Origin of the sequence: Candidatus Paracaedibacter acanthamoebae, assembly GCF_000742835.1 — a bacterium.
In the GTDB taxonomy this organism is placed as follows: Bacteria; Pseudomonadota; Alphaproteobacteria; order Paracaedibacterales; family Paracaedibacteraceae; genus Paracaedibacter; species Paracaedibacter acanthamoebae.
On record NZ_CP008941.1, the window covers coordinates 1,806,044 to 1,825,495 of the forward strand.

The following is a 19,452-nucleotide window of genomic DNA, read 5'->3' on the forward strand; positions in this document are numbered from 1 at the left end:
TCTATAATTACACTATTTTGACATTAAAATACAGTTCTTTATATGAACTCATAAGAGGATACGCCATGACCTATTTTTTACGCTCACTCATCTTATCTATTACCCTGCTAACCCCCACTCTTTGGGCTGCGAGTGGTTCAAAAATTCTTTTAATCGTTAACAAGGATCCGATCACGGAGCATGATTTAGCTCAACGAATTAAGCTAATCACCTTTTCCGCAGGTGACCAAGTCAAAATTGGCGATAGTCAAAAAGCAGAAATTTTAAACTCTCTTGTGCAGGAACGTCTTCAGTTGCAAGCGGCTAAGCTTAAGAAAATTGATGTCACGTCCGCTGAAGTTGATGGGGCGCTAAAAGATATGGCCCACGACAACAATATGACGCTTGACCAATTAGTCGCTCTCTTAAAATCTAACGGGATTTCCAAAGAAACATTAGCAACCCGCATCCGAGCTCAAATTGCCTGGGCTCGTTATATTCGTCAACAGTATGCCCCTGTTGTTTATGTATCAGAAGCAGAAGCAGAAAAAGCTTTGCAAAAGATGAAAATTGATAAAGCAACCAAGCAATACCTGGTGTCAGAAATCACTCTTATCGCCCGAGACCAAAATCAAGAAGCACAGCTAGAAGCAAGTGCGAACTCCCTTATTGCTGATTTAAAATCAGGGGCAAAATTTGAAGCCTTAGCCCAACAATTATCCAAGAGCTCTTCGGCGGCAAAAGGTGGAGACCTTGGTTGGATGGCTATCAGTCAGTTAGAAAAAGCTGTAGCCGACAAGGTCGAAAAACTTAGCATCGGACAAGTTTCTGCGCCGATCAAAGTGAGCGGTGGCTATAAAATCATTAAAGTTCGCGATATCCGTCATACGGGTCAAACAGGTCCTGACGATGTTGAAATTAGCTTTACACAAGCTATTTTCCCTATCACGCCTGATTCAGCCCCCGATGAAATTGAAGCCATGGCCCCGACCATTCAAAAAGTCGTGGCCTGTACCTCCCCTACGGAATTCTCTCAACGCGCAACAGCTTGTAACGCTGTTGTTCAAAACACATCCCACGTTCGCTTAGCGAGCATGCCCGATCAGCTGCGCCAATTAGTCAAAGGCACCCCTGCTGGCAAATGTGCCCAACCGGTGATGACACCCAATGGATTGATTGTGACGTTCATTTGCGACAAGCGCCAACCAAAACCGGTTATTCATACAAAGGATGATGTCTTGGGCAATTTGGAGCAAGAGCGGTTTGGTCGTCAAGCGGCGCGTGAAATCCAAAAATTAATGAGCAGTGCTCATATTGAATCCAAAAATGAGACAGCCCGCCGGATGTTAAAGCTTTGAATCTGAATCATCTCCCTTCCCTTCGAGAAACCATTGATCAGCATGGACTCATGGCCAAGAAAAGTCTTGGCCAAAATTTCTTACTTAATATGGACACCGTTCGAAAAATTGCCCGATCGGCAGGCAACCTAAACGGGATCACTGTTATTGAAGTGGGACCAGGGCCAGGCGGATTAACCCGTGCCTTATTAGAGGCAGGGGCCGAAAAAATTATCGCCATCGAGCATGATCCCCGCTGTGTGTTAGCCTTACAAGATCTTATTGCTGAAGCCAATGGAAATTTAGAGGTTATCCAGGCCGATGCCCTGACGATTTCCCCACAAGACCTTGTGCAAGGACCCATCAAAATAGTCGCTAACCTTCCCTATAATGTGGGAACGCCCTTGCTAATTAAATGGCTGCATAAACTCTCTAATATCCAGTCCATGACTTTGATGTTTCAAAAAGAGGTTGCCCTTCGTATTGTTGCCAAAACCCGTACCGCTGATTATGGCCGTCTATCGGTTTTATGCCAATATCTAACAACGGTTTCAAAAGTTTTTGACTTACCACCGGGGGCCTTTTCCCCGCCGCCAAAAGTTACCTCATCGGTTGTCCATTTAATTCCAAAATCGCTGTCAGCCGAAAACCTTAGCCTGACGCCTCATATTGAACGCCTTACCCATGCAGCCTTTGGACAACGGCGGAAAATGATTCGCTCTTCCTTATCTTCTGTTTTAACGCAGGAACAAATTTTAGAGAATAATATTCCTGTTACGGCACGGGCTGAAGAACTTACGCTGGACCAATACAGCCGCCTTGCAAAAACGATTCAAAAACTATTTTTTGAGTTATGAAGGTATTTTTTCATGTGCTATAGTGAAAGCTATATAAACGATAGAAGTTCCTGTATCCTTATGATTCAAGCAAGTCAAATCGGTCAAGTCATCAGGCAATGCGGGACTTAACTAACAAAGGATTTAATCATGGCCTTACATCAAGTTTCAGACAGCACTTTCCAAAATGATGTTCTAACATCCGACGTCCCCGTCCTGGTAGATTTTTGGGCAGAATGGTGCGGTCCTTGTAAAATGATCGCGCCCATTCTTGACGAAGTGGCTGCAGAATTAGGGGATAAAGTAAAGATTGTCAAAATGAATATTGATGAAAATTCACAAACGCCGGCTCAACTTGGGGTCCGCAGCATTCCAACATTAACGCTCTTTAAAAATGGCCAGGCTTTTTCAACAAAAGTGGGCGTTTTGCCAAAGGGAAAAATTGTTGAGTGGATTGAATCTGCCCTTTAAAAAAATTTGCGTCCTTTTCAGCGCACAAAAAGCCCAGGCTAGTTGATTTCCCTGGGCTTCTTTACTAAAGATTTGGGCATCTCATTGTTTGAGATTTTTTCTCTTATTTTCTGAACACTCTAGTTTTTATTAAGGAATGCATCTAATTCCTTTTCCATTTTTTCACGCCCATAATATACTCGACTCCGTGCATCTAACAGGTATTGAATAGAAATTTTTCTAGCTTGCCATGCCTCCATAAGTTTTCTTTTCAATGATTCGTCAGGAATTGGATTGATAAGGTCTGTTGCCCCTCTATTAAGGAGATGGGATATTCTATCTTGTTGTTGGTCAACAGGCAGCAATGCAAGCTCTATTAAATGTTTTTTTATGACGGCGGGTGAGCTGTCATATGGAGAAACAATCTTTAACAACTCTCCATATTGCTTGCTGATGTCGCTGTCCATTAAATATTTAAGGAAGTCTTCCTGAGTTATTTCCTCGAGGGGAACCTCCTCATAATTGTAATCGGCTGGTTTTAATGCTTGGGATTCGGGAAAGGTAATAGGAAAATTCCAGCCCTTGAAGTTCCCCCGCGATGATGGTTTGCTCAGTAAATAAAAAATAGCGTCCGTTGTCTGCGGAATTATTTGCTGAGTCCGACGTGCCTGCAAGGTATCATAGAAAGTTCCGTCGTTGTTAAACTTAACCTTAATAGGGAAAGAACTGGCTTCATCATACTTCCCTTTAAAGTCGACATTAAAATTAATATGTATCCCTTTTTTCCAGCAAGCCTCCTCTCATTCCCTTATCGTCATCAAATTTAATATTTTTTATAAATAAATATCTTTTAATTTTTATTAAAAATATTATGATCGTCTTACTTAGTCAGTAGGAGCAAAAATCTTGATCATGAGAACCTTCCTTTTTGTGTTGTATTTAATAAACTGTTGCTGTGCAAAAAGCACAACTGTAGGCCGTCTTGCAGATATTGGCCAATTTATTAATCCAGCCATGGCATTTGGCTTAACAGTAATTAAAGAAGATGAGGAAGGCGCCTTCCAGTGTTTATACTCTGTCCTGCTCAATATGACATTAACAGCTGGCATTAAACATGGTGTCAACAAAATCCACAAAGGTGATGAGCCAATGAATCGACGCCCAAACGGCAGACCCTATAATTTTCCAAGTGGGCATACGTCCTCCGCCTCTGTGGGCGCTAATTTCATTTTATTTCGCTATGGTATTGAGTACGCTGCCCTACCCTATATCATGACGGCAATAACGGCAGCTGGTCGAGTCCAAAATCGAAGACATACAGGAGCCGGTGTTATTTCTGGATTTTTAGTTGGCTTCCTATCAGCATTTATTTTCACAAAAAAATTCCAAGAGAAAAATAAATCCTTGAGTATTGCGTCAATTACATCTAAAGAATTTAATGGATTAAAAATTGTCTACCGATTTTAATCTAAAATTTATTTGCACTTGAGAGTAAAAACATTGTACTATCTGCGGGTTAACACTGATCAGAAACAATGACGAAAAATATAATACCATCACCTGAGGTCATCACTTTTGGATGTCGCCTCAATACATATGAATCCCAAGTTATGAAAGACTTGGCGACGCAGGCTGGGCTCAATAATGCCTTCATTATCAATACTTGCGCAGTGACTTCTGAGGCCGAAAGACAGGCGCGTCAAACCATTCGCAAACTAAGACGCGAAAACCCAGACGCAGAAATTATCGTAACGGGTTGTGCTTCCCAGATTAATCCAGGCAAGTTTGCTGACATGCCAGAGGTCTCACGCGTTATTGGTAATGACGAAAAAATGCAATTGTCAAGTTACGCCCAAGATGTTGACCATGAGCGAGTTCTCGTGAACGACATCATGTCTGTGACCGAAACAGCAGCGCATTTGATTTCAGGATTTGATGGTAAAGCCAGAGCCTTTGTTCAAATCCAAAACGGATGTGATCATCGCTGCACCTTTTGCACCATCCCTTATGGGCGTGGTAATTCTCGCAGTGTTCCGATTGGAGAAATTGTCAACCAGGTCAAAATCTTAATCCAAAATGGTTACCCAGAAATTGCCCTAACGGGTGTTGATATTACAGCTTATGGCGCCGATTTACCCGGTAAGCCTACTCTGGGTCAGATGGTCCGACGGTTACTAGCGTTGGTTCCTGATTTACAACGCCTCCGCCTCTCTTCTTTAGATCCCGTGGAAATGGATGATGATTTATGGGACTTAATTGGGAATGAACCTCGTCTTTTGCCTCATTTACACATGAGCCTTCAGGCGGGCGATAACATGATTCTAAAACGTATGAAACGGCGTCACTTGCGCGAAGATGCCATTGGTTTTTGCAAAAAAGCGCGCACCTTAAGACCCGACTGCGTTTTTGGTGTCGATTTGATTGCTGGTTTTCCCACTGAAACCGACGAGATGTTTGAGAATACACTCAATATCGTGGATGACTGCGACTTAACATTTTTACATGTTTTTCCTTATTCCCCGCGCCCGGGGACGCCAGCCGCTCGCATGCCTCAAATAAAAACATCGCTTATTAAAGAAAGAGCCGCGCGTCTGCGTGCTAAAGGCGATCAAGCCATAGAAAAACATTTTAAATCCATGCAGGGTAAAACGGTCAGTTTTTTGGTTGAATCCTGTGAAAACGGTTTTATTCATGGTAAAACAGACCAATTTGCGCCGATCACCGTTGTGGGCAAGGCTTCAATCGCCAATATCGCCAAAGCTAAAGTTATCAGTTATACTCAAGATCATCTGATTGGAAACTTGGTTGACGCATGAATGAAAAAAAATCTTGGTGGTTGCGGCTTAAAGATGGTCTAAAAAAAACCTCTGATACATTAGAAGATGGCCTTAAAAATGTCTTTGTTCGCAAACGACTCGACCAGGAGACTCTGGATGAGCTGGAAGAGCTTTTAATTCTCAGTGATATGGGGGTCGAAACCGCAAGTAAGCTCACGCAAGCCTTATCCAAAGAAAAAATGGACAAAGACATCACCCTGGAAGAAATTAAAGAATTTCTTGCAGAGCGAGTGACGTCTATACTCATACCTTATACCAGCGAACTTAGCATTTCAAAGGCTCATCATCCCCACGTTATCCTGGTCGTTGGCGTTAACGGCAGCGGCAAGACAACAACGATTGGCAAACTTGCCAAGCAATGGCATGATGTTGGCCATAAAGTGCGATTAGCCGCCTGTGACACTTTCCGCGCCGCCGCCGTTGAGCAACTACAAGTGTGGGCGAATCGATCTGGGATCCCGGTTAGTGTTGGAAAAGAAAATGCCGACGCGGCAGCTCTGGCTTTTGAAGCTCTTCAACTCGCTAAAGAGGAAGGCAGCAATATTTTAATGATCGATACTGCCGGTCGATTGCATAATAAGGCCGGTCTGATGGATGAACTCAAAAAACTTACCCGCGTTATTCAGAAATTAGAGCCTTCAGCCCCCCACTCTGTTTTGTTAGTCCTGGATGCAACCACAGGACAAAATGCCCATGCCCAAGTCCAAACATTCAAGGAGATGATTGGCGTTACAGGATTAATTGTCACCAAACTCGATGGCACAGCCAAAGGTGGAGTTGTTGTATCCTTATGCGAAAAATTCAAGTTGCCTATTCATGCTATTGGTGTTGGAGAATCAATTGATGACCTACGCCCCTTTACAGCATCTGACTTTGCTCGTACACTAATTAGTATGGACTAAAAATAAATTTGGAACAGCATGCTGTTTAATAAACTTGATAAGAGCTATCTTCCCTTTCATGCCATGGGCGAATTACAATCATTTGATGATGCAAAGTTAGCAACCGATTATATAAAAAAAATATACGATACCAATATTGAAAAAATTCGAACAGCCTTTGGCCATTTTATTAATTCTACTGACACGGATATAATAGATAATTTTCCAAAAATTGCCGATGCCAACTATCCATTTCTTGGAATCAAAGTCACGCGCAAAGATTTGAATTTGGATGCTAGCTTGGCCTATGGTGTTATCAGTGAACCGGGCGTCTATGGAGGTACCCTCACCCGCCCCGATATATTCTATGATTATTATTTAGAGCAAATTTCCTTACTGATTAAACGTCACAATGTACCAGTGTTTGTGGGGAATAGCGCCTGGCCAATTCCTTTACCCTTTGCTATTGATACCCATGCTGAATTTAAAAATTCGCAAGCTATTGATTTAAGCGGCCTGTGGCAATTGGATGCGGGCTTTGTTCTACCAAACCTAACAAATATTGACGATGATATCGCCAATTGTACCCATAAACCTCAAAGCACCATTAAACCAATTAGTATTTTTACCGGTGAGCGCGTTGATTATTCCTTGCATCGTTTGCATCACTATACAGGAACAAGTCCAGAACACTTCCAAGGCTTTATTCTTTTGACCAACTATCAACGCTATGCCGATGAGTTTATAAGGTATGGGTTGGATGCCTTATTAGCAGATGACGCCTACACAGACCTTATTTTACCCGGTGGCATTTCTTGTAAAACAGAAACGGATATACCCTCTAGCATACCATTGCCTCAAATGCCTGCCTATCATCTTAAACGCAAAGATGGCATGGGAATTACGTTTATCAATATTGGGGTGGGGCCCAGCAATGCCAAAAATATTACCGATCACTTGGCTGTCCTTCGCCCACATTGTTGGTTGATGGTCGGCCATTGTGCTGGTCTGAGGCAAACTCAAATTTTAGGAGATTATGTTCTAGCCCATGGCTATGTACGGGATGATAATGTCTTAAATTTAGATTTACCCATATGGGTTCCCGTCCCCCCCATTGCTGAAGTTCAAGTTGCTTTACAAGAGGCTGTTCAAACCATCTCAAACCAAAAAGGGCGAGATGTGAAGCATAGCATGCGAACAGGAACAGTTATTTCCACCGATGACCGCAACTGGGAACTTCGAACCAAACAGCTTTATAAAGAATTCAGGCAAAGCCGCGCTATTGCGCTTGATATGGAATCGGCCACCGTCGCGGCCAACGGGTTCCGTTTTAGAGTTCCCTATGGCACATTATTATGTGTATCTGACAAACCTATTCATGGCGAATTAAAGCTGCGCGGTATGGCAAATCAGTTTTATAATGACCGTGTTACCCAACACCTGCATGTCGGCCTCGAGACCATGCGTATACTTCGGGAAAAAGGGGTTGATGACCTCCATTCTCGGAAATTACGCGGATTCGATGAACCACCATTCAGGTAACAAAAAATTGTGCCTAGACTAGACACCTTATTATTAGGCAAAACTATTCTATTTAACTCCCCCTCAATCCTTGCTAGAATTAAGCATAGAGAGAGGGGAGAGCAAAAATGACCACAGGAACTCCAACTGTTGATGTGAATACCTTAAATCAGTGGTTAAAGGCTGATGATGTTATTTTAATTGATGTCCGGGAGGAAACTGAATTTGCAGAAAATTCTATTGAAGGGGCTATTCTTATTTCCTTAAGTACTTTTGATCCCGATAATGTTCCTCAAACTCTTAACAAAAAAATCGTTTTTCAGTGCCGCTCCGGAAAACGCAGCGCGCACGCCTGCTCTGTCTTTTTGCAAGAATACCCCCACACAAAGGCTTATAATTTAGAAGGTGGCATTCTGGCTTGGCAGGCAGCTAATCTTCCCCTTTGCCATATCCTCCAAAATTATTAAAAAAGCCTCTGTTAATAAATAGCTAAAATATAATTGACTTTTTTAATAAAATTATTCATAAATGCATTATATAGCAATTAATGATAACTTAACCATCAACGTTTTATAACTATCTTACAAAACAATGTTTAGTTATTAAACCACGAGGAAGGGACGGCCTCATGCTTAAATTTGCCATGCACATAGGACGGTTATGCTATATAAGCTTTATCTTAATATCTGTAACCATAGCCGAAGACCTCTACCACTTATCATCCATTGCGCCCTCTTCTTATCAATCAATCTTCTCTGAAGAGTCGACTCCTACTGTAACTTCATTTTTAGAAAGCATCCACAAGATTGCAGAGACTATTGAAGACTTAAATCTACAACATGAAGAAGATGGCCCTGATGGCGTGCTGCTTGAGAGGTTAAAAATTAAACTCTCAAAAAAAATTCAGAAATATGCAAAAAAATATGCTGATGGTTTGGATACCACGACTCCTCTCACTAAATTTCGCATTCTTAGTCTGGATGGCGGCGGAATTAGGGGGTTCTTAGAATGTATCTTTTTATCGCATTTAAGTCATCTGACAGGTAAGCCAATCCATGAGCTGTTTGATATGATTATTGCAACCTCGACCGGAACTCTTATCGCCGCTGGATTAACCATAGAAAAGCCCGAGAATTATAAAGCAGATCTTTCCTATAATGAGTTTATGCCTTATAGGGATAGTGTCAACTCTCCTCATTATACGCCTGAAGAACTTGCCACCATCTACTTACAAGATGGTCCCAATATTTTTTCCCAAAAGAATAGTTGGTTACGAGCTTGGTTAGCGTCCTGGGTAGGGGATAGAATGGGGGCCTGCCTGGGATCTTGGCTAGACCCGTGGCTGGGATCCTGGTTGGGGCCAAAATACAATGATACAGACCTTAATAAAACCCTTGAACAATTCTTTGGAGATAAAACTTTAAAAGATCTAAAGCTACCTGTTTTTTTAACAGCTTATGATCTTGACAATAAAAAAATTATGACCTTTTCAACGTTGGAGCCCCAAGACAGCACTGAGAAAAATGTATTCCTCCGAGACGCTTTAAGAGCCTGTGTTGCCGCTCCTACTATATTTGCACCTGTTAAAATTTTACACAGAAATACTTGTGATGCAGGAATTTTTTTGAATAATCCAGCAGAGTTAGGACTAAGCCAAGCTACTCACTATCTTAAAACGTCGCAGGATCAGATCATTTTATTTTCTTTAGGATGCGGATATAATACGGACTCCAAGGATTCACAAACCTATCAAAATATGGGATTAAAAGGGTGGGCTGAGGAATTTATGAATACCGCGTGTGATGGGCAAAGGACGCATGACTCAATTAGTCACCGACATAAGTCAGCGAAATCGCCGACCCACTATTGCAGGGTGAGCCCGTTATTAAAAAGCAAAGAGATGCAAATGGATAGCACTAAGGTGCAGGACTTCAAAACATGGGCCGATGCTGCCAAAAAAGAGATTTTACTAAGAAAAGATGATATCGGCCGCCTGGCAGAACAGTTGATTGCCTCAATGCCACCCATTGAAAAGCAACAAGCCGTCCCTTTCATAAACTCAATCAGCAAAGAAAATGAAAGTCTTTTAGCCGGTGATTTATCAATCCCTCATACCTTAACAGCTGTAGCTGCAGATGCAGGCTCTAGTTGCCCCCCACCCAAATCTTCACACGCTTTACACGCCGGGGATCTGCCTCAATGACCTCAAATTGAACTGGGGCCTTAGGGTGATTAATTAATTCCCCCCGGGCCGGCACATGCCCCGCCAGAGATGTGACCAATCCACCGATGGTTTCTACATCATCTTCTAAATCGTCGACCATTAAGGCTATTCCCATGCTTTCTTCAATTTCATCAAGAGCATGACGACCATCGGCAATGATGCTGCCATCATCCTTTTTATCAAGATCCTTATCTTGATTATCCTGATCACTATGAATTTCTCCAACAATTTCCTCAACAATCGTGGTCAAGGTAACCAAACCATCGACTCCCCCATACTCATCAACAACGATGGCAAGGCGGGATGATTTTTCACGCATCTTATACATTAAGTCCAAGGCGCGCATAGCAGGGGAAATAAACATCACCTCTTTCATGATCGATTTAAGGTTTAATTTTTTGCCCGACACAGTCCATGACAATACATCTTGCACATGAATAACACCCAGCACCTCATCCAACGTATTCCGATAAACAGGAAGGCGTTGGAGTCGTGAGCGTGTAAAGGTCGCTAAAAGTTCATCTTCTGCTACATCCAAAGGAACCGCAATAATGTCAATGCGCGGAATCATCACATCGGCTGCCGTTAGTTCTGTAAAACTAACTAAACTTCCTAGGAATTCTCGCTCTTCTAAGGGAATAGGCTGCCCACCATCTTCCATATGCTCATCAATTAACTCCTCTAAAGCTTCACGCAGATTAGACTGCTCTTGGGCTTCGCCAGCCCTTTTTTTCCCTTTAAAAAGTTTTTTAATAAGGCCGTTTAAACGGGTAAACAGCGACGGGTCGGGTTCTGATGAACTTGGCATAATTACTCCTTATATGGATTAGGTATAGATTGTTTAGATAAAATTTCAATCTCTAGAGCCTCCATTTCTTCGGCTTCTAGATCGGTTTCATGATCATACCCCAATAAATGGAGTAGGCCATGTACAACAAGATGACTCACATGATGGTTCAGAGATTTTTTCTGCTCGATTGCTTCCCGGGTTATGGTTTCAAAAGCAAGAGCAATATCACCCAACATAAGGGGGAAATCTGCTGGAAGGAATTGGATATCCTCATCCGTCAAGACAGGAAAGGACAGAACATTGGTTGGTTTATCTTTGTGGCGAAACTGGCGATTTAAAATTTGAACTTCTGCATCATTGGTTAATTTAATATTGACCTCAACCGGTCGATCCCACTCAAATCCAGATAGAACTATTTGGGATAACTGAGAAATATGGTTATACCATTCTATCCCACTCAAATTCCAGGACGTTTCGTCAATTAGAACATGACAACTATATTTGATACTACTTCGATCGGGCATGGGGTTTTATATTTGATGCTGCATTGTGCATAACATCAGATGCATAAGCCTTAACAATACTTGAGACTAAATGATGTCTTACCACATCTTTCTCATCAAATTCAACAAATTTTATCCCTTCAATTCCTTTTAGAATACGAACCGATTCAGCTAAACCTGAGGTGATGCCATTCGGCAAATCAATCTGCGTCAAATCGCCCGTAATAACCATGCGTGAATTGGTCCCCAACCGTGTAAGAAACATTTTCATTTGCGCCGATGTCGTATTTTGCGCTTCATCAAGAATCACAAAGGCATTCGCCAAAGTTCGACCCCTCATAAAAGCCAAGGGAGCTATTTCAATTTCACCGCTTGCAAGCCGTTTTTGTACCTGATCACCTGGTAGCATATCATATAAAGCGTCATACAAAGGACGGAGATAAGGGTCAACTTTTTCACGCATATCGCCCGGCAAGAATCCAAGGCGCTCCCCGGCTTCGACCGCAGGGCGAGATAAAATGATTCGCTCGACCGTGCCCGACAGCAGCAAAGAAACGCCAACAGCTGCCGCCAAATAAGTTTTACCTGTTCCGGCTGGACCTAACCCAAAAACAAGATCATGGGTTTTCAAGGCTTGCATATATTCTGCTTGATGATTAGATCTGGGGAATACCATGCGACGTTTAGTGGCAATTGACATACTTTCATCGCCACCAAGCATTGGATCACCTGAGGACAATGGGACCGTTGCCGTCGCCATGCGAATAGCAGATTCAACTTCCTCAGTGTCAACTGTAAACCCTTTGACGAGCTGAGAATGTAAATACTGAATCGCTGCTCGGGCATAGGATGCCTCTGGCTCAGGACCATTGATGACAATGTGATTGCCTCGGAGCGCCACTGAAACGCCAAGGCGTTGCTCAATTCGGGTTAAATGACGGTCGTGTGGACCAACCAGAGCTGATAACAAGTCGTTATCAGAAAACTCTAAGTGCATCTTGTGCGGGTTTTCTTTACTCAATAAATCCTCATTCGTTAAGGGCCATAGGTCGCGCCACCCGTTAATGGTCAAGAGTTATGAAACGAGTTTAACACTTCCCCTTACACCATTAGCATGACCCGATTTAATTTCAACGTCAATAATTTGTCCGAGCAAACGATCATTTCCCTCAATGGTGACCGACTGCATATAAGGGGAACGGCCACTTAAATTGCCTACATGACGACCTTTACGTTCTATTAAGACTTTCATAACTTTGCCGACACTGGCTTTATTAAAGTCTAACTGATGCTCATTGAGAACATCTTGCAATTGTTGCAATCGCTCTGACTTAACCTCTTCAGGAACTTGCAATTCCATTAGTCCCGCTGGTGTTCCAGGACGTATACTGTACTTAAAAGAATAAGCTTGAGCATAGCGGACTTGGCGAACTAAATCCAACGTTTGTTCAAAATCTTTATCAGATTCACCGGGAAACCCAACAATAAAGTCTGAGGACAAAGCAATATCAGGACGCACTTGACGCAATTGCTCAAGAATTTCCAAATAGCTTTCCCGCGTATGCTTGCGGTTCATTGCCTCAAGCACCCGGTTAGAGCCCGCTTGCACTGGCAAATGCAAATAAGGCATGAGTTGGGGGACATCACGGTGCGCCTCAATCAAATCTTGAGTCATATCGCTGGGGTGAGAGGTGACATAGCGGATCCGTTCAATACCATCAATATCGGCCACAGCCCGAATCAACCGTGCAAGGCCCCATTCTTTATCGCCCAAGATCGGTGCGCCATGATAAGCATTAACGTTTTGCCCTAAAAGAGTTATCTCTTTTGCCCCCAGCCGAGCCAAATGTTTTGCTTCCTCAAGAATATCGCCCGCTGGACGAGAAAATTCGGCCCCGCGCGTGTAAGGCACAACACAGTACGTACAAAACTTGTCACACCCTTCTTGAATTGTCAGAAAGGAAGCAGCACGGCTCACTTCAGTCTGAGGCAACGTATCAAATTTGCTCTCTAAGGGAAAATCTGTATCAACAACACCAACACCCTTACCAACCTTACCTTCCTTCGCATCCTTGGCTCGTTTTGCCCGAGCAATCATTTCTGGTAAACGGTGATAGGCTTGGGGACCAAACACAATATCCACATAAGGTGCTTGACGCATAATCTCCGCTCCTTCCGCCTGAGCAACACATCCCCCCACTGCAATGATCATATCTTGCTTATCTTGACGGCGTTCATCCCGTCGATCTCTCAGCCGACCAAGATCAGAGTACATCTTTTGTTCTGCCTTTTCCCGAATATGGCAGGTATTAAGAATCGCAAGGTCCGCCTCGTCTGGATTTTCTGTTAAACCATACCCCATCGGAGAAAGAATATCGGCGATTCTTTCAGAATCATACACATTCATCTGACAACCATAGGTCTTAATAAACAGTTTTTGCATCATTGTTTTTTCTCTTTTTTAGGGGGATAGCATATAACTCCAGACGTTGATCTACGAGTTCATATCCGTATTTTGCTGCAATTTGACGTTGAAGTGCTTCAATTCCCGGACTATGAAATTCTATAACATGTCCGGACTGAATATCAATAAGATGATAGTGAGGGTGATCAGAAATTTCTTCATAGCGCGAGCGACCATCTTTAAATTCATGACGCTCAAGAATACCGGCCTTTTCCATAAGCCGTACTGTGCGATAAACAGTAGCCAAACTAATATTCGCATCCAGCATTTGACAGCGACGAAACAATTGTTCGACATCAGGGTGATCTGTTGACTCAGATAAAACCCGGGCAACAACACGACGTTGATCGGTCATTCTCAACCCTTTTTTAAAACAGAGTTGCTCAACCCGAGATTGCCCCTGATGCGACATAATATAGTTAGGCGGCAGACTTTAAAGAAGACTTGCGTTTCTTTGGTGTATTACCCAGCCCTGTATCCTTTGCAATGTTGCTGCGGCGCTTAGAATAATTTGGCGCAACGGTCGGATAATCCGCCGGTAAGCCCCACCGCTTTTTATACTCATCGATACTCATTCCAAATGCTGTTTTTAAGTGACGTTTAAGCACTTGAAGTTGACGCCCATCCTCAAGGCAAACGATGTAATCGGGTTGAACAGATTCCTCAATCGGAACTGCTGGAGCCACTGCTGTCATTTGGGGCAAACGGCCCCCAGCAGAAGACAAACCCTTTAAGGTGTCGTGAATCATCTTTATAAGATTTGGAATTTCAGCGGCATCTGTTTCTTTTGTCGATAGGTGAGCAGAAACGATCGCTGTTGTAAGCCCTAGAATATCATGTGTATCAGGGTGCTGTTCAGCAATAGCTGGTATCGTCATTAGTATTTCCCATTAAAAGTAAAAATTGAAGATTGGTTGAGCACATTTATTGACTGGATTTAATGACATAAAATCTCCTTTAGCCATATTTGTCAATATTTTATTTTATTCCATCCCATCGCATTAATAGGGCATTTGATACTTCTTGATTACTATTAGTATAATAACTTTCTCTGACTCCGTATTTTTTGAAATCTAATTGCTCATAAAGGCCAATAGCAGCAAAATTATTCTCATTGACCTCTAAAAAAAATTTTTCAACTTTTTGTCTAAAAAGATAATTAAGACATTCTTTTAACAAAGATAGCCCCCTTCCCTGACGTCGAAATTCTTTTTGCGTCGCAAATGTTAAAATCTCTGCTTCATCCTCAATCACCGACAGCAAAATAAATGCTGAAAAGTCAGAATAAGCTAAACCTAAGATGGTTGGCAATCTCAATAAAGAACGGAAAGATGCCTCTGACCAAGGCGGATCAACACTTTCCGCATGAATGCGAGCTAAAATCGGAGCTGTGTGTTCATCAAGTCGGATCATACCCTAGGCGGTCTCCTGTTGATTGAAAATAAATGGCTTTTTCTTAGAAAACTCGGGTGTTCGAATATAGAATGGCTCTAGACTCATGAACTGTTCCCGGTGATCACAGTGGTCATAAAATGTGATTAATGCCTGGGCGATTGACTGCTGCAGCAAGACCACCTCAATGCCTGGAATTGAATTCACCGAGACAATGGAACGCCTTAAGGCAATCTGTTGAACCTGCTCTAACGTCATCGGTGAGACGATGCCATCCATCTTCACAAAATAATCACCCCGTTTAGAATCCACGACCGCAATGCTATCTTTCTGGCAGCAGAGCAATACATCTAAAAGGGTTGGCGCAAAAATAGAGCAATTGGTTGCCAGCTTTAATCCCTGGGCTGTTGCCAATCCTAAGCGTATCCCTGTAAAGGACCCTGGGCCGGTCACAACACACAGTACATCAATATCTGCTAATGTCCGCTCGCTATCCGACAGCAACTGAGCCAACTCTGTTACTAAAATCGCTGACTGCAGCCCACTTCCACCTTTTGGCAGCAACTTACCATGAACCTGACCATTCACCCTGACGGCAACCGAATCTTGACTACCGGTTGAGTCAAAACTAAGGATTGTGCTAGATTGAGTCGTCAAAGCCACAGGAGTATCTCTTTATGTCACTTATTGAAATTACAGAAGCTTCTCATAATATAGCTCTTGATATGCGATATGCAACAGCGAATAATTTTACCAACCAACCAATTTATGATTGCAATCGCTGTTTTTTACGTCCCGAAGCCTTAAATCTTTTAGAAAAAGCCATTGAACTTGCTGCTCAACAAGGCTTGCGGTTCAAGATTTTCGATGCCCACCGCCCCCAATATGCTCAGGAACGTTTATGGGCGGTTTGCCCCAATCCCGACTATATTGCGCCACCAGAGAGAGGCTCTCACCATACCCGAGGCATTGCCATTGACCTAACCCTGATTGACCAAAATAATCAAGAACTTGATATGGGTACTCCATTTGATAGTTTTGAAGTCACTTCACACCATGGGACTACCCAAATCTCAGCTGAAGCTGCCCATAACCGTTATAAACTGCTGGGCATCATGATGAGTGCGGGTTGGGATTTGTATATCAATGAGTGGTGGCATTATCAACTTTTCAATCCGCGTCAATTTGATTTAATTCCTAATCGATAACCTTGCTGTCCTTAAGATCTTTTTAACCACTTTATGGATATGGTGGGGTATTAAGAGGTCAAGTTTACGATTAGGAGACACCATGCCTACAGTTCACTTAACAGGGTCTAAGGAGAAAATTGCAGAACAACGCTATGCTAATCAGGAAAAACATTCTTTTGATATTAATGTAAAACGCGATCACACGGTTGGCTTATGGGCTGCCGAAATATTTGGTTATGATGATGAAAAGGCTAAACGATATGCCAAAGAAGTCATCGTTGCTGATTTAGAAGAACCCGGCGATGAAGACATCATTCGCAAACTCATCGCTGATTTTGAGACACACGGCATCTCGATGACCCGTCAAGAAATCGAAAAGCAACTTCTGCTTGCTGAAGAGAAAATAAAATCTCAACAATGACTTATATCGAGACAGATAGCTATAATAACGGAAAAGAGAGTTCTCCAATTTAGTAAGAACTCTCTTTTTTTATGGGACTAATGCTCTATAGCGTTTATTGTCCTTATTCCTCTATAGATACACTCGTTTTCTTTTTGACAATTGCAACAGCATGAGTTACATCCTTTCCCCATTTCTCTATCCGATTACCGTTTCCATCCATAAAAAAGGCATCTGTCACCTCAAGATGAGGATGTAAAGCGACCGCATTACGATATATTGAAGGAGAAAATGAATTTTCAGTAATATGTTGCTTCATTTTGAACAATTCGACTCTTCCCATGGGGGAAACAACCTCAGATCCAATCATCCGGGGAGTACCTATATCAATTTTTTTAATTTCAGTATCATCACTAGGACGGCTTACCTTAGAAATAACGGGATTACCTAACGTTGCTTGAGTTTGATATATTCCTGTAAATTCTACATCATATGCTGCAAATCCTGGATAAACATCCCCTTCGGATTTTCTAGAAGAATATAATTTAAAAAGAGGATGGCTTGTATCTATACCAAATTTAAAACTATGGGCACATAGAAACGCTTGGCCATTTTCTGCTAGCAAATCATCAAGCACCGATAAGAATAATTGATGTTGAACTGGATTAAAAAAATGTTCCAAGTTTTGGACATAAATAGCGTCAACTTTATTTCTTAAACTCGGTTCTTGCTCAAGAAGATGGAAACAATCAGCCGGTAGAATTTTTAAATGTTCTTTTAATGCAGTTCCTCCTAATCGGCTATTTACCAATTTTTGAAACTCGTTATTAAGCATTTCAGCACTTAGATCATTAACATAATGTGTCCCTTTATGACCAAATGCAAAAGGAACTTTCACAGAAACCATCCCTATTGAGGCAGCAATTTCTAAAGTAGTGATTTCTCTCTCTGCAGAAAGTTGTTTTACATATTGTAAAAATGGAAGCTCTACAGCAGCCAGAGTTCTAAAGGATTTTCCAAAATAGCGCTTGTCCTCTGGATTATTTTTTACTGGCAGCATAAAATGTAAAGAAAACGGATTTTGAGGAACAGTCATGGCTACATTTTGCTGCAATTTGCTCATTAATTCCACCTCATCATAGTGCTTATCTGCAACCCATGTTTTGATAGTGTCCAGTTGTGAAAAATGTGTGTTTTCTGGGTTAAAAGCTGAACTATCACGATACGCATTCTGTTGAGCCGAAACGCCACCTAATTGTGCAATTGACATAGCCATAACAGCTAAAATATTTTTCTTATACATTAATCTCTCTTTTTCTTAAAATTAATTTTTTAAAGAACTATAATAATAAGCTCTTGCATTTAAATAATAACAAAGCAAGCCATAGTCAAACACTTAAATTTATTTTGGCAAAAAAATTAGTAATAAGCCCCATCATTTTATATTTACATTTATCCATGAAATATTAAGCACAAAAACCTGAGGGTACTAAAAATTCAAAAAAGTGTCTGTTCTAGTCTGTTCTACAGGCGGTAATTTTTCTAATTCAATATAAAGAAAGAAAATAAATTCTTTGTATACATCAAAAAAATTAAAATTTTAATATTTCAAAAAAAATTATTCTTCTTCCCCTCTTTCTTGAAAGAAAATTTATAAAGGCGCTTGAAGGGGGACAGATTATTTTTCATACATTAGTTTATTATTGAAGCTATAAATAGACTTTCCTTATCCCCTTCTTTATTTTTTTAACATCCGTCGATAAAGATTGATTCCGTCTTCTTGCATATCACACGCATAAACATACGCTTCTACACCTTCACCAAAGACAGTGGCTGCGGTCTGGGCATACAGAGGATCGATATCATGGGCTAGATTAAAAACCTCGCAGTCATCTCGCTGCACCACATAGACCATTGCCGCGCGGCCGCCTTGCTTAACAATTTCCGACATTTCACGCAGATGTTTTGCTCCCCGTTCTGTTACAGCATCTGGAAATTCTGCTAATCCACTCCGACGCAAGTGAACATTTTTTACCTCGACGTAACAGGGCGGCTGAGGACCATTATCTAATAACAAATCGATCCGGGAGTTTTGACCATATTTTACTTCGCGGCGAACCGTTGTATAGCCCATTAATTCTGGAATGACGTTACCAGCAATTGCTTCTGCCACCAGATGATTAGGGTGGGCCGTATTAACCCCCACCTTGACGCCGTCACTTTCGACCATTTCCCAAGTATACTTTAACTTGCGATCAGGATTGCTGGCGGGACTTAGCCACACTCGGGCTCCCTCGTTTAACAAACCCAGCATGGCGCCCGTACTGGTGCAATGAGCTGTCACTTCCTCACCCGTATCCAAAATGACATCTGTTAAAAACCGTTTATAGCGTTTTACCAGTCTACCAGATACTAAAGGCTGAGCAAATTTCATCGCCAACTCTATTATTAAAATTATTTGAGTTGAGAATACGACAACATCAGGCCATGAACAACCCTGTTGCAATAATCAGGCTGATTTTAGTTGTTTGTTGACCTGGAAGATGGTCTTTCCTCACGTCAAATTTGACGTCAGCCTTTTGACTCTTGCTATTTGGTGGAGTATTTATAACAGTCAATTAAATTGAGAAATAAGTTAGAGAGAATTC

Annotated in this window: 22 protein-coding genes; 11 read left to right on the top strand and 11 right to left on the bottom strand. The window is 41.9% G+C overall.

Going from position 1 to position 19,452, the window contains the following annotated elements:
• Positions 1–65: 65 nt before the first annotated feature.
• From ID47_RS08205 to trxA, 3 genes are all read left to right on the top strand, one after another.
• Positions 66–1,337 (top strand): peptidylprolyl isomerase, encoded by a 1,272-nt coding sequence (locus ID47_RS08205; protein WP_038465499.1) that lies wholly within the window; start codon positions 66–68, stop codon positions 1,335–1,337.
• A 50-nt stretch (positions 1,338–1,387) separates the two neighbouring features.
• A complete protein-coding gene (gene rsmA / locus ID47_RS08210) occupies positions 1,388–2,173 on the top strand; it encodes a 16S rRNA (adenine(1518)-N(6)/adenine(1519)-N(6))-dimethyltransferase RsmA (RefSeq protein WP_051908899.1) in 786 nt (261 codons plus the stop codon).
• 129 nt (positions 2,174–2,302) lie between these two features.
• The gene (gene trxA / locus ID47_RS08215) at positions 2,303–2,623 is read left to right on the top strand and encodes a thioredoxin (RefSeq protein ID WP_038465503.1); all 321 of its coding nucleotides are present in this window, start codon (positions 2,303–2,305) and stop codon (positions 2,621–2,623) included.
• Between the two features lie 119 nt (positions 2,624–2,742).
• Here the strand turns inward: trxA and ID47_RS08220 are convergent, their stop codons facing one another.
• Complete coding sequence (locus ID47_RS08220; protein ID WP_038465505.1) at positions 2,743–3,276, bottom strand: hypothetical protein; 534 nt, start codon at positions 3,274–3,276, stop codon at positions 2,743–2,745.
• Positions 3,277–3,514: 238 nt separating this feature from the next.
• Here ID47_RS08220 and ID47_RS11980 point away from each other — a divergent pair, with 238 nt between their 5' ends.
• The 6 genes from ID47_RS11980 (at position 3,515) to ID47_RS08250 (ending at position 10,044) form a co-directional block, all read left to right on the top strand.
• Positions 3,515–4,069, top strand: a complete 555-nt coding sequence (locus ID47_RS11980) for a phosphatase PAP2 family protein (RefSeq protein ID WP_051908766.1) — start codon at positions 3,515–3,517, stop codon at positions 4,067–4,069.
• Between the two features lie 68 nt (positions 4,070–4,137).
• On the top strand, positions 4,138–5,418 hold the full coding sequence (mtaB, locus tag ID47_RS08230; protein ID WP_038465507.1) for a tRNA (N(6)-L-threonylcarbamoyladenosine(37)-C(2))-methylthiotransferase MtaB: 1,281 nt from the start codon (positions 4,138–4,140) through the stop codon (positions 5,416–5,418).
• Positions 5,415–6,341, top strand: a complete 927-nt coding sequence (gene ftsY, locus ID47_RS08235) for a signal recognition particle-docking protein FtsY (protein WP_038465509.1) — start codon at positions 5,415–5,417, stop codon at positions 6,339–6,341. Before mtaB ends, ftsY begins: the two co-directional genes overlap by 4 nt.
• A gap of 18 nt (positions 6,342–6,359) precedes the next feature.
• Positions 6,360–7,862, top strand: a complete 1,503-nt coding sequence (locus tag ID47_RS08240; protein WP_084675996.1) for an AMP nucleosidase — start codon at positions 6,360–6,362, stop codon at positions 7,860–7,862.
• A 107-nt stretch (positions 7,863–7,969) separates the two neighbouring features.
• Complete coding sequence (locus ID47_RS08245) at positions 7,970–8,308, top strand: rhodanese-like domain-containing protein (protein WP_038465511.1); 339 nt, start codon at positions 7,970–7,972, stop codon at positions 8,306–8,308.
• 161 nt (positions 8,309–8,469) lie between these two features.
• Entirely contained in the window at positions 8,470–10,044 is a 1,575-nt protein-coding gene (locus ID47_RS08250; protein ID WP_038465513.1) for a patatin-like phospholipase family protein, read from the top strand.
• On the opposite strand, the gene ID47_RS08255 is transcribed toward ID47_RS08250, so the two are convergent.
• The 8 genes from ID47_RS08255 to tsaB form a co-directional block, all read right to left on the bottom strand.
• Complete coding sequence (locus tag ID47_RS08255; protein WP_051908767.1) at positions 9,986–10,873, bottom strand: hemolysin family protein; 888 nt, start codon at positions 10,871–10,873, stop codon at positions 9,986–9,988. The two genes, ID47_RS08250 and ID47_RS08255, sit on opposite strands and share 59 nt — an antisense overlap.
• A 2-nt stretch (positions 10,874–10,875) precedes the next feature.
• Positions 10,876–11,379, bottom strand: a complete 504-nt coding sequence (ybeY, locus tag ID47_RS08260; RefSeq protein WP_051908768.1) for an rRNA maturation RNase YbeY — start codon at positions 11,377–11,379, stop codon at positions 10,876–10,878.
• Positions 11,363–12,355 carry a PhoH family protein gene (locus ID47_RS08265; protein WP_420887373.1) on the bottom strand — a complete coding sequence of 331 codons (993 nt, stop codon included), beginning with the start codon at positions 12,353–12,355 and terminating at the stop codon, positions 11,363–11,365. Before ID47_RS08265 ends, ybeY begins: the two co-directional genes overlap by 17 nt.
• Before the next feature lie 78 nt (positions 12,356–12,433).
• On the bottom strand, positions 12,434–13,804 hold the full coding sequence (miaB, locus tag ID47_RS08270) for a tRNA (N6-isopentenyl adenosine(37)-C2)-methylthiotransferase MiaB (RefSeq protein WP_038465515.1): 1,371 nt from the start codon (positions 13,802–13,804) through the stop codon (positions 12,434–12,436).
• On the bottom strand, positions 13,782–14,234 hold the full coding sequence (locus tag ID47_RS08275) for a Fur family transcriptional regulator (RefSeq protein WP_038465517.1): 453 nt from the start codon (positions 14,232–14,234) through the stop codon (positions 13,782–13,784). The genes miaB and ID47_RS08275 overlap by 23 nt, the downstream gene beginning before the upstream one ends.
• Positions 14,235–14,241: 7 nt before the next feature.
• Complete coding sequence (locus ID47_RS08280; RefSeq protein ID WP_038465519.1) at positions 14,242–14,700, bottom strand: Ros/MucR family transcriptional regulator; 459 nt, start codon at positions 14,698–14,700, stop codon at positions 14,242–14,244.
• 100 nt (positions 14,701–14,800) lie between these two features.
• The gene (locus ID47_RS08285; protein ID WP_038465521.1) at positions 14,801–15,235 is read right to left on the bottom strand and encodes a GNAT family N-acetyltransferase; all 435 of its coding nucleotides are present in this window, start codon (positions 15,233–15,235) and stop codon (positions 14,801–14,803) included.
• A gap of 3 nt (positions 15,236–15,238) precedes the next feature.
• Positions 15,239–15,871 (bottom strand): tRNA (adenosine(37)-N6)-threonylcarbamoyltransferase complex dimerization subunit type 1 TsaB, encoded by a 633-nt coding sequence (tsaB, locus tag ID47_RS11985; protein ID WP_198022273.1) that lies wholly within the window; start codon positions 15,869–15,871, stop codon positions 15,239–15,241.
• Between the two features lie 20 nt (positions 15,872–15,891).
• On the opposite strand from tsaB, the gene ddpX reads away from it, so the two are divergent.
• Together ddpX and ID47_RS08300 are read left to right on the top strand one after the other, a co-directional pair.
• The gene (gene ddpX, locus ID47_RS08295) at positions 15,892–16,422 is read left to right on the top strand and encodes a D-alanyl-D-alanine dipeptidase (protein WP_038465523.1); all 531 of its coding nucleotides are present in this window, start codon (positions 15,892–15,894) and stop codon (positions 16,420–16,422) included.
• A gap of 82 nt (positions 16,423–16,504) precedes the next feature.
• Positions 16,505–16,825 (top strand): DUF1476 domain-containing protein, encoded by a 321-nt coding sequence (locus ID47_RS08300; protein ID WP_038465526.1) that lies wholly within the window; start codon positions 16,505–16,507, stop codon positions 16,823–16,825.
• Between the two features lie 103 nt (positions 16,826–16,928).
• Here the strand turns inward: ID47_RS08300 and ID47_RS08305 are convergent, their stop codons facing one another.
• Both ID47_RS08305 and sfsA read right to left on the bottom strand, forming a co-directional pair.
• On the bottom strand, positions 16,929–18,107 hold the full coding sequence (locus ID47_RS08305) for a hypothetical protein (RefSeq protein ID WP_038465528.1): 1,179 nt from the start codon (positions 18,105–18,107) through the stop codon (positions 16,929–16,931).
• Between the two features lie 435 nt (positions 18,108–18,542).
• Complete coding sequence (sfsA, locus tag ID47_RS08310; protein WP_038465531.1) at positions 18,543–19,238, bottom strand: DNA/RNA nuclease SfsA; 696 nt, start codon at positions 19,236–19,238, stop codon at positions 18,543–18,545.
• Positions 19,239–19,452: the final 214 nt, after the last annotated feature.

What these genes read in the sequence shown, in the direction of transcription:
- ID47_RS08205 (WP_038465499.1), top strand. Translation starts at nt 66, where the DNA reads ATGACCTATTTTTTACGCTCACTCATCTTATCTATTACCCTGCTAACC.
- rsmA (WP_051908899.1), top strand. Translation starts at nt 1,388, where the DNA reads ATGGCCAAGAAAAGTCTTGGCCAAAATTTCTTACTTAATATGGACACC.
- trxA (WP_038465503.1), top strand. Translation starts at nt 2,303, where the DNA reads ATGGCCTTACATCAAGTTTCAGACAGCACTTTCCAAAATGATGTTCTA.
- ID47_RS11980 (WP_051908766.1), top strand. Translation starts at nt 3,515, where the DNA reads ATGAGAACCTTCCTTTTTGTGTTGTATTTAATAAACTGTTGCTGTGCA.
- mtaB (WP_038465507.1), top strand. Translation starts at nt 4,138, where the DNA reads ATGACGAAAAATATAATACCATCACCTGAGGTCATCACTTTTGGATGT.
- ftsY (WP_038465509.1), top strand. Translation starts at nt 5,415, where the DNA reads ATGAATGAAAAAAAATCTTGGTGGTTGCGGCTTAAAGATGGTCTAAAA.
- ID47_RS08240 (WP_084675996.1), top strand. Translation starts at nt 6,360, where the DNA reads ATGCTGTTTAATAAACTTGATAAGAGCTATCTTCCCTTTCATGCCATG.
- ID47_RS08245 (WP_038465511.1), top strand. Translation starts at nt 7,970, where the DNA reads ATGACCACAGGAACTCCAACTGTTGATGTGAATACCTTAAATCAGTGG.
- ID47_RS08250 (WP_038465513.1), top strand. Translation starts at nt 8,470, where the DNA reads ATGCTTAAATTTGCCATGCACATAGGACGGTTATGCTATATAAGCTTT.
- ID47_RS08255 (WP_051908767.1), bottom strand. Translation starts at nt 10,873, where the DNA reads ATGCCAAGTTCATCAGAACCCGACCCGTCGCTGTTTACCCGTTTAAAC.
- ybeY (WP_051908768.1), bottom strand. Translation starts at nt 11,379, where the DNA reads ATGCCCGATCGAAGTAGTATCAAATATAGTTGTCATGTTCTAATTGAC.
- ID47_RS08265 (WP_420887373.1), bottom strand. Translation starts at nt 12,355, where the DNA reads ATGCACTTAGAGTTTTCTGATAACGACTTGTTATCAGCTCTGGTTGGT.
- miaB (WP_038465515.1), bottom strand. Translation starts at nt 13,804, where the DNA reads ATGATGCAAAAACTGTTTATTAAGACCTATGGTTGTCAGATGAATGTG.
- ID47_RS08275 (WP_038465517.1), bottom strand. Translation starts at nt 14,234, where the DNA reads ATGTCGCATCAGGGGCAATCTCGGGTTGAGCAACTCTGTTTTAAAAAA.
- ID47_RS08280 (WP_038465519.1), bottom strand. Translation starts at nt 14,700, where the DNA reads ATGACGATACCAGCTATTGCTGAACAGCACCCTGATACACATGATATT.
- ID47_RS08285 (WP_038465521.1), bottom strand. Translation starts at nt 15,235, where the DNA reads ATGATCCGACTTGATGAACACACAGCTCCGATTTTAGCTCGCATTCAT.
- ddpX (WP_038465523.1), top strand. Translation starts at nt 15,892, where the DNA reads ATGTCACTTATTGAAATTACAGAAGCTTCTCATAATATAGCTCTTGAT.
- ID47_RS08300 (WP_038465526.1), top strand. Translation starts at nt 16,505, where the DNA reads ATGCCTACAGTTCACTTAACAGGGTCTAAGGAGAAAATTGCAGAACAA.
- ID47_RS08305 (WP_038465528.1), bottom strand. Translation starts at nt 18,107, where the DNA reads ATGTATAAGAAAAATATTTTAGCTGTTATGGCTATGTCAATTGCACAA.
- sfsA (WP_038465531.1), bottom strand. Translation starts at nt 19,238, where the DNA reads ATGAAATTTGCTCAGCCTTTAGTATCTGGTAGACTGGTAAAACGCTAT.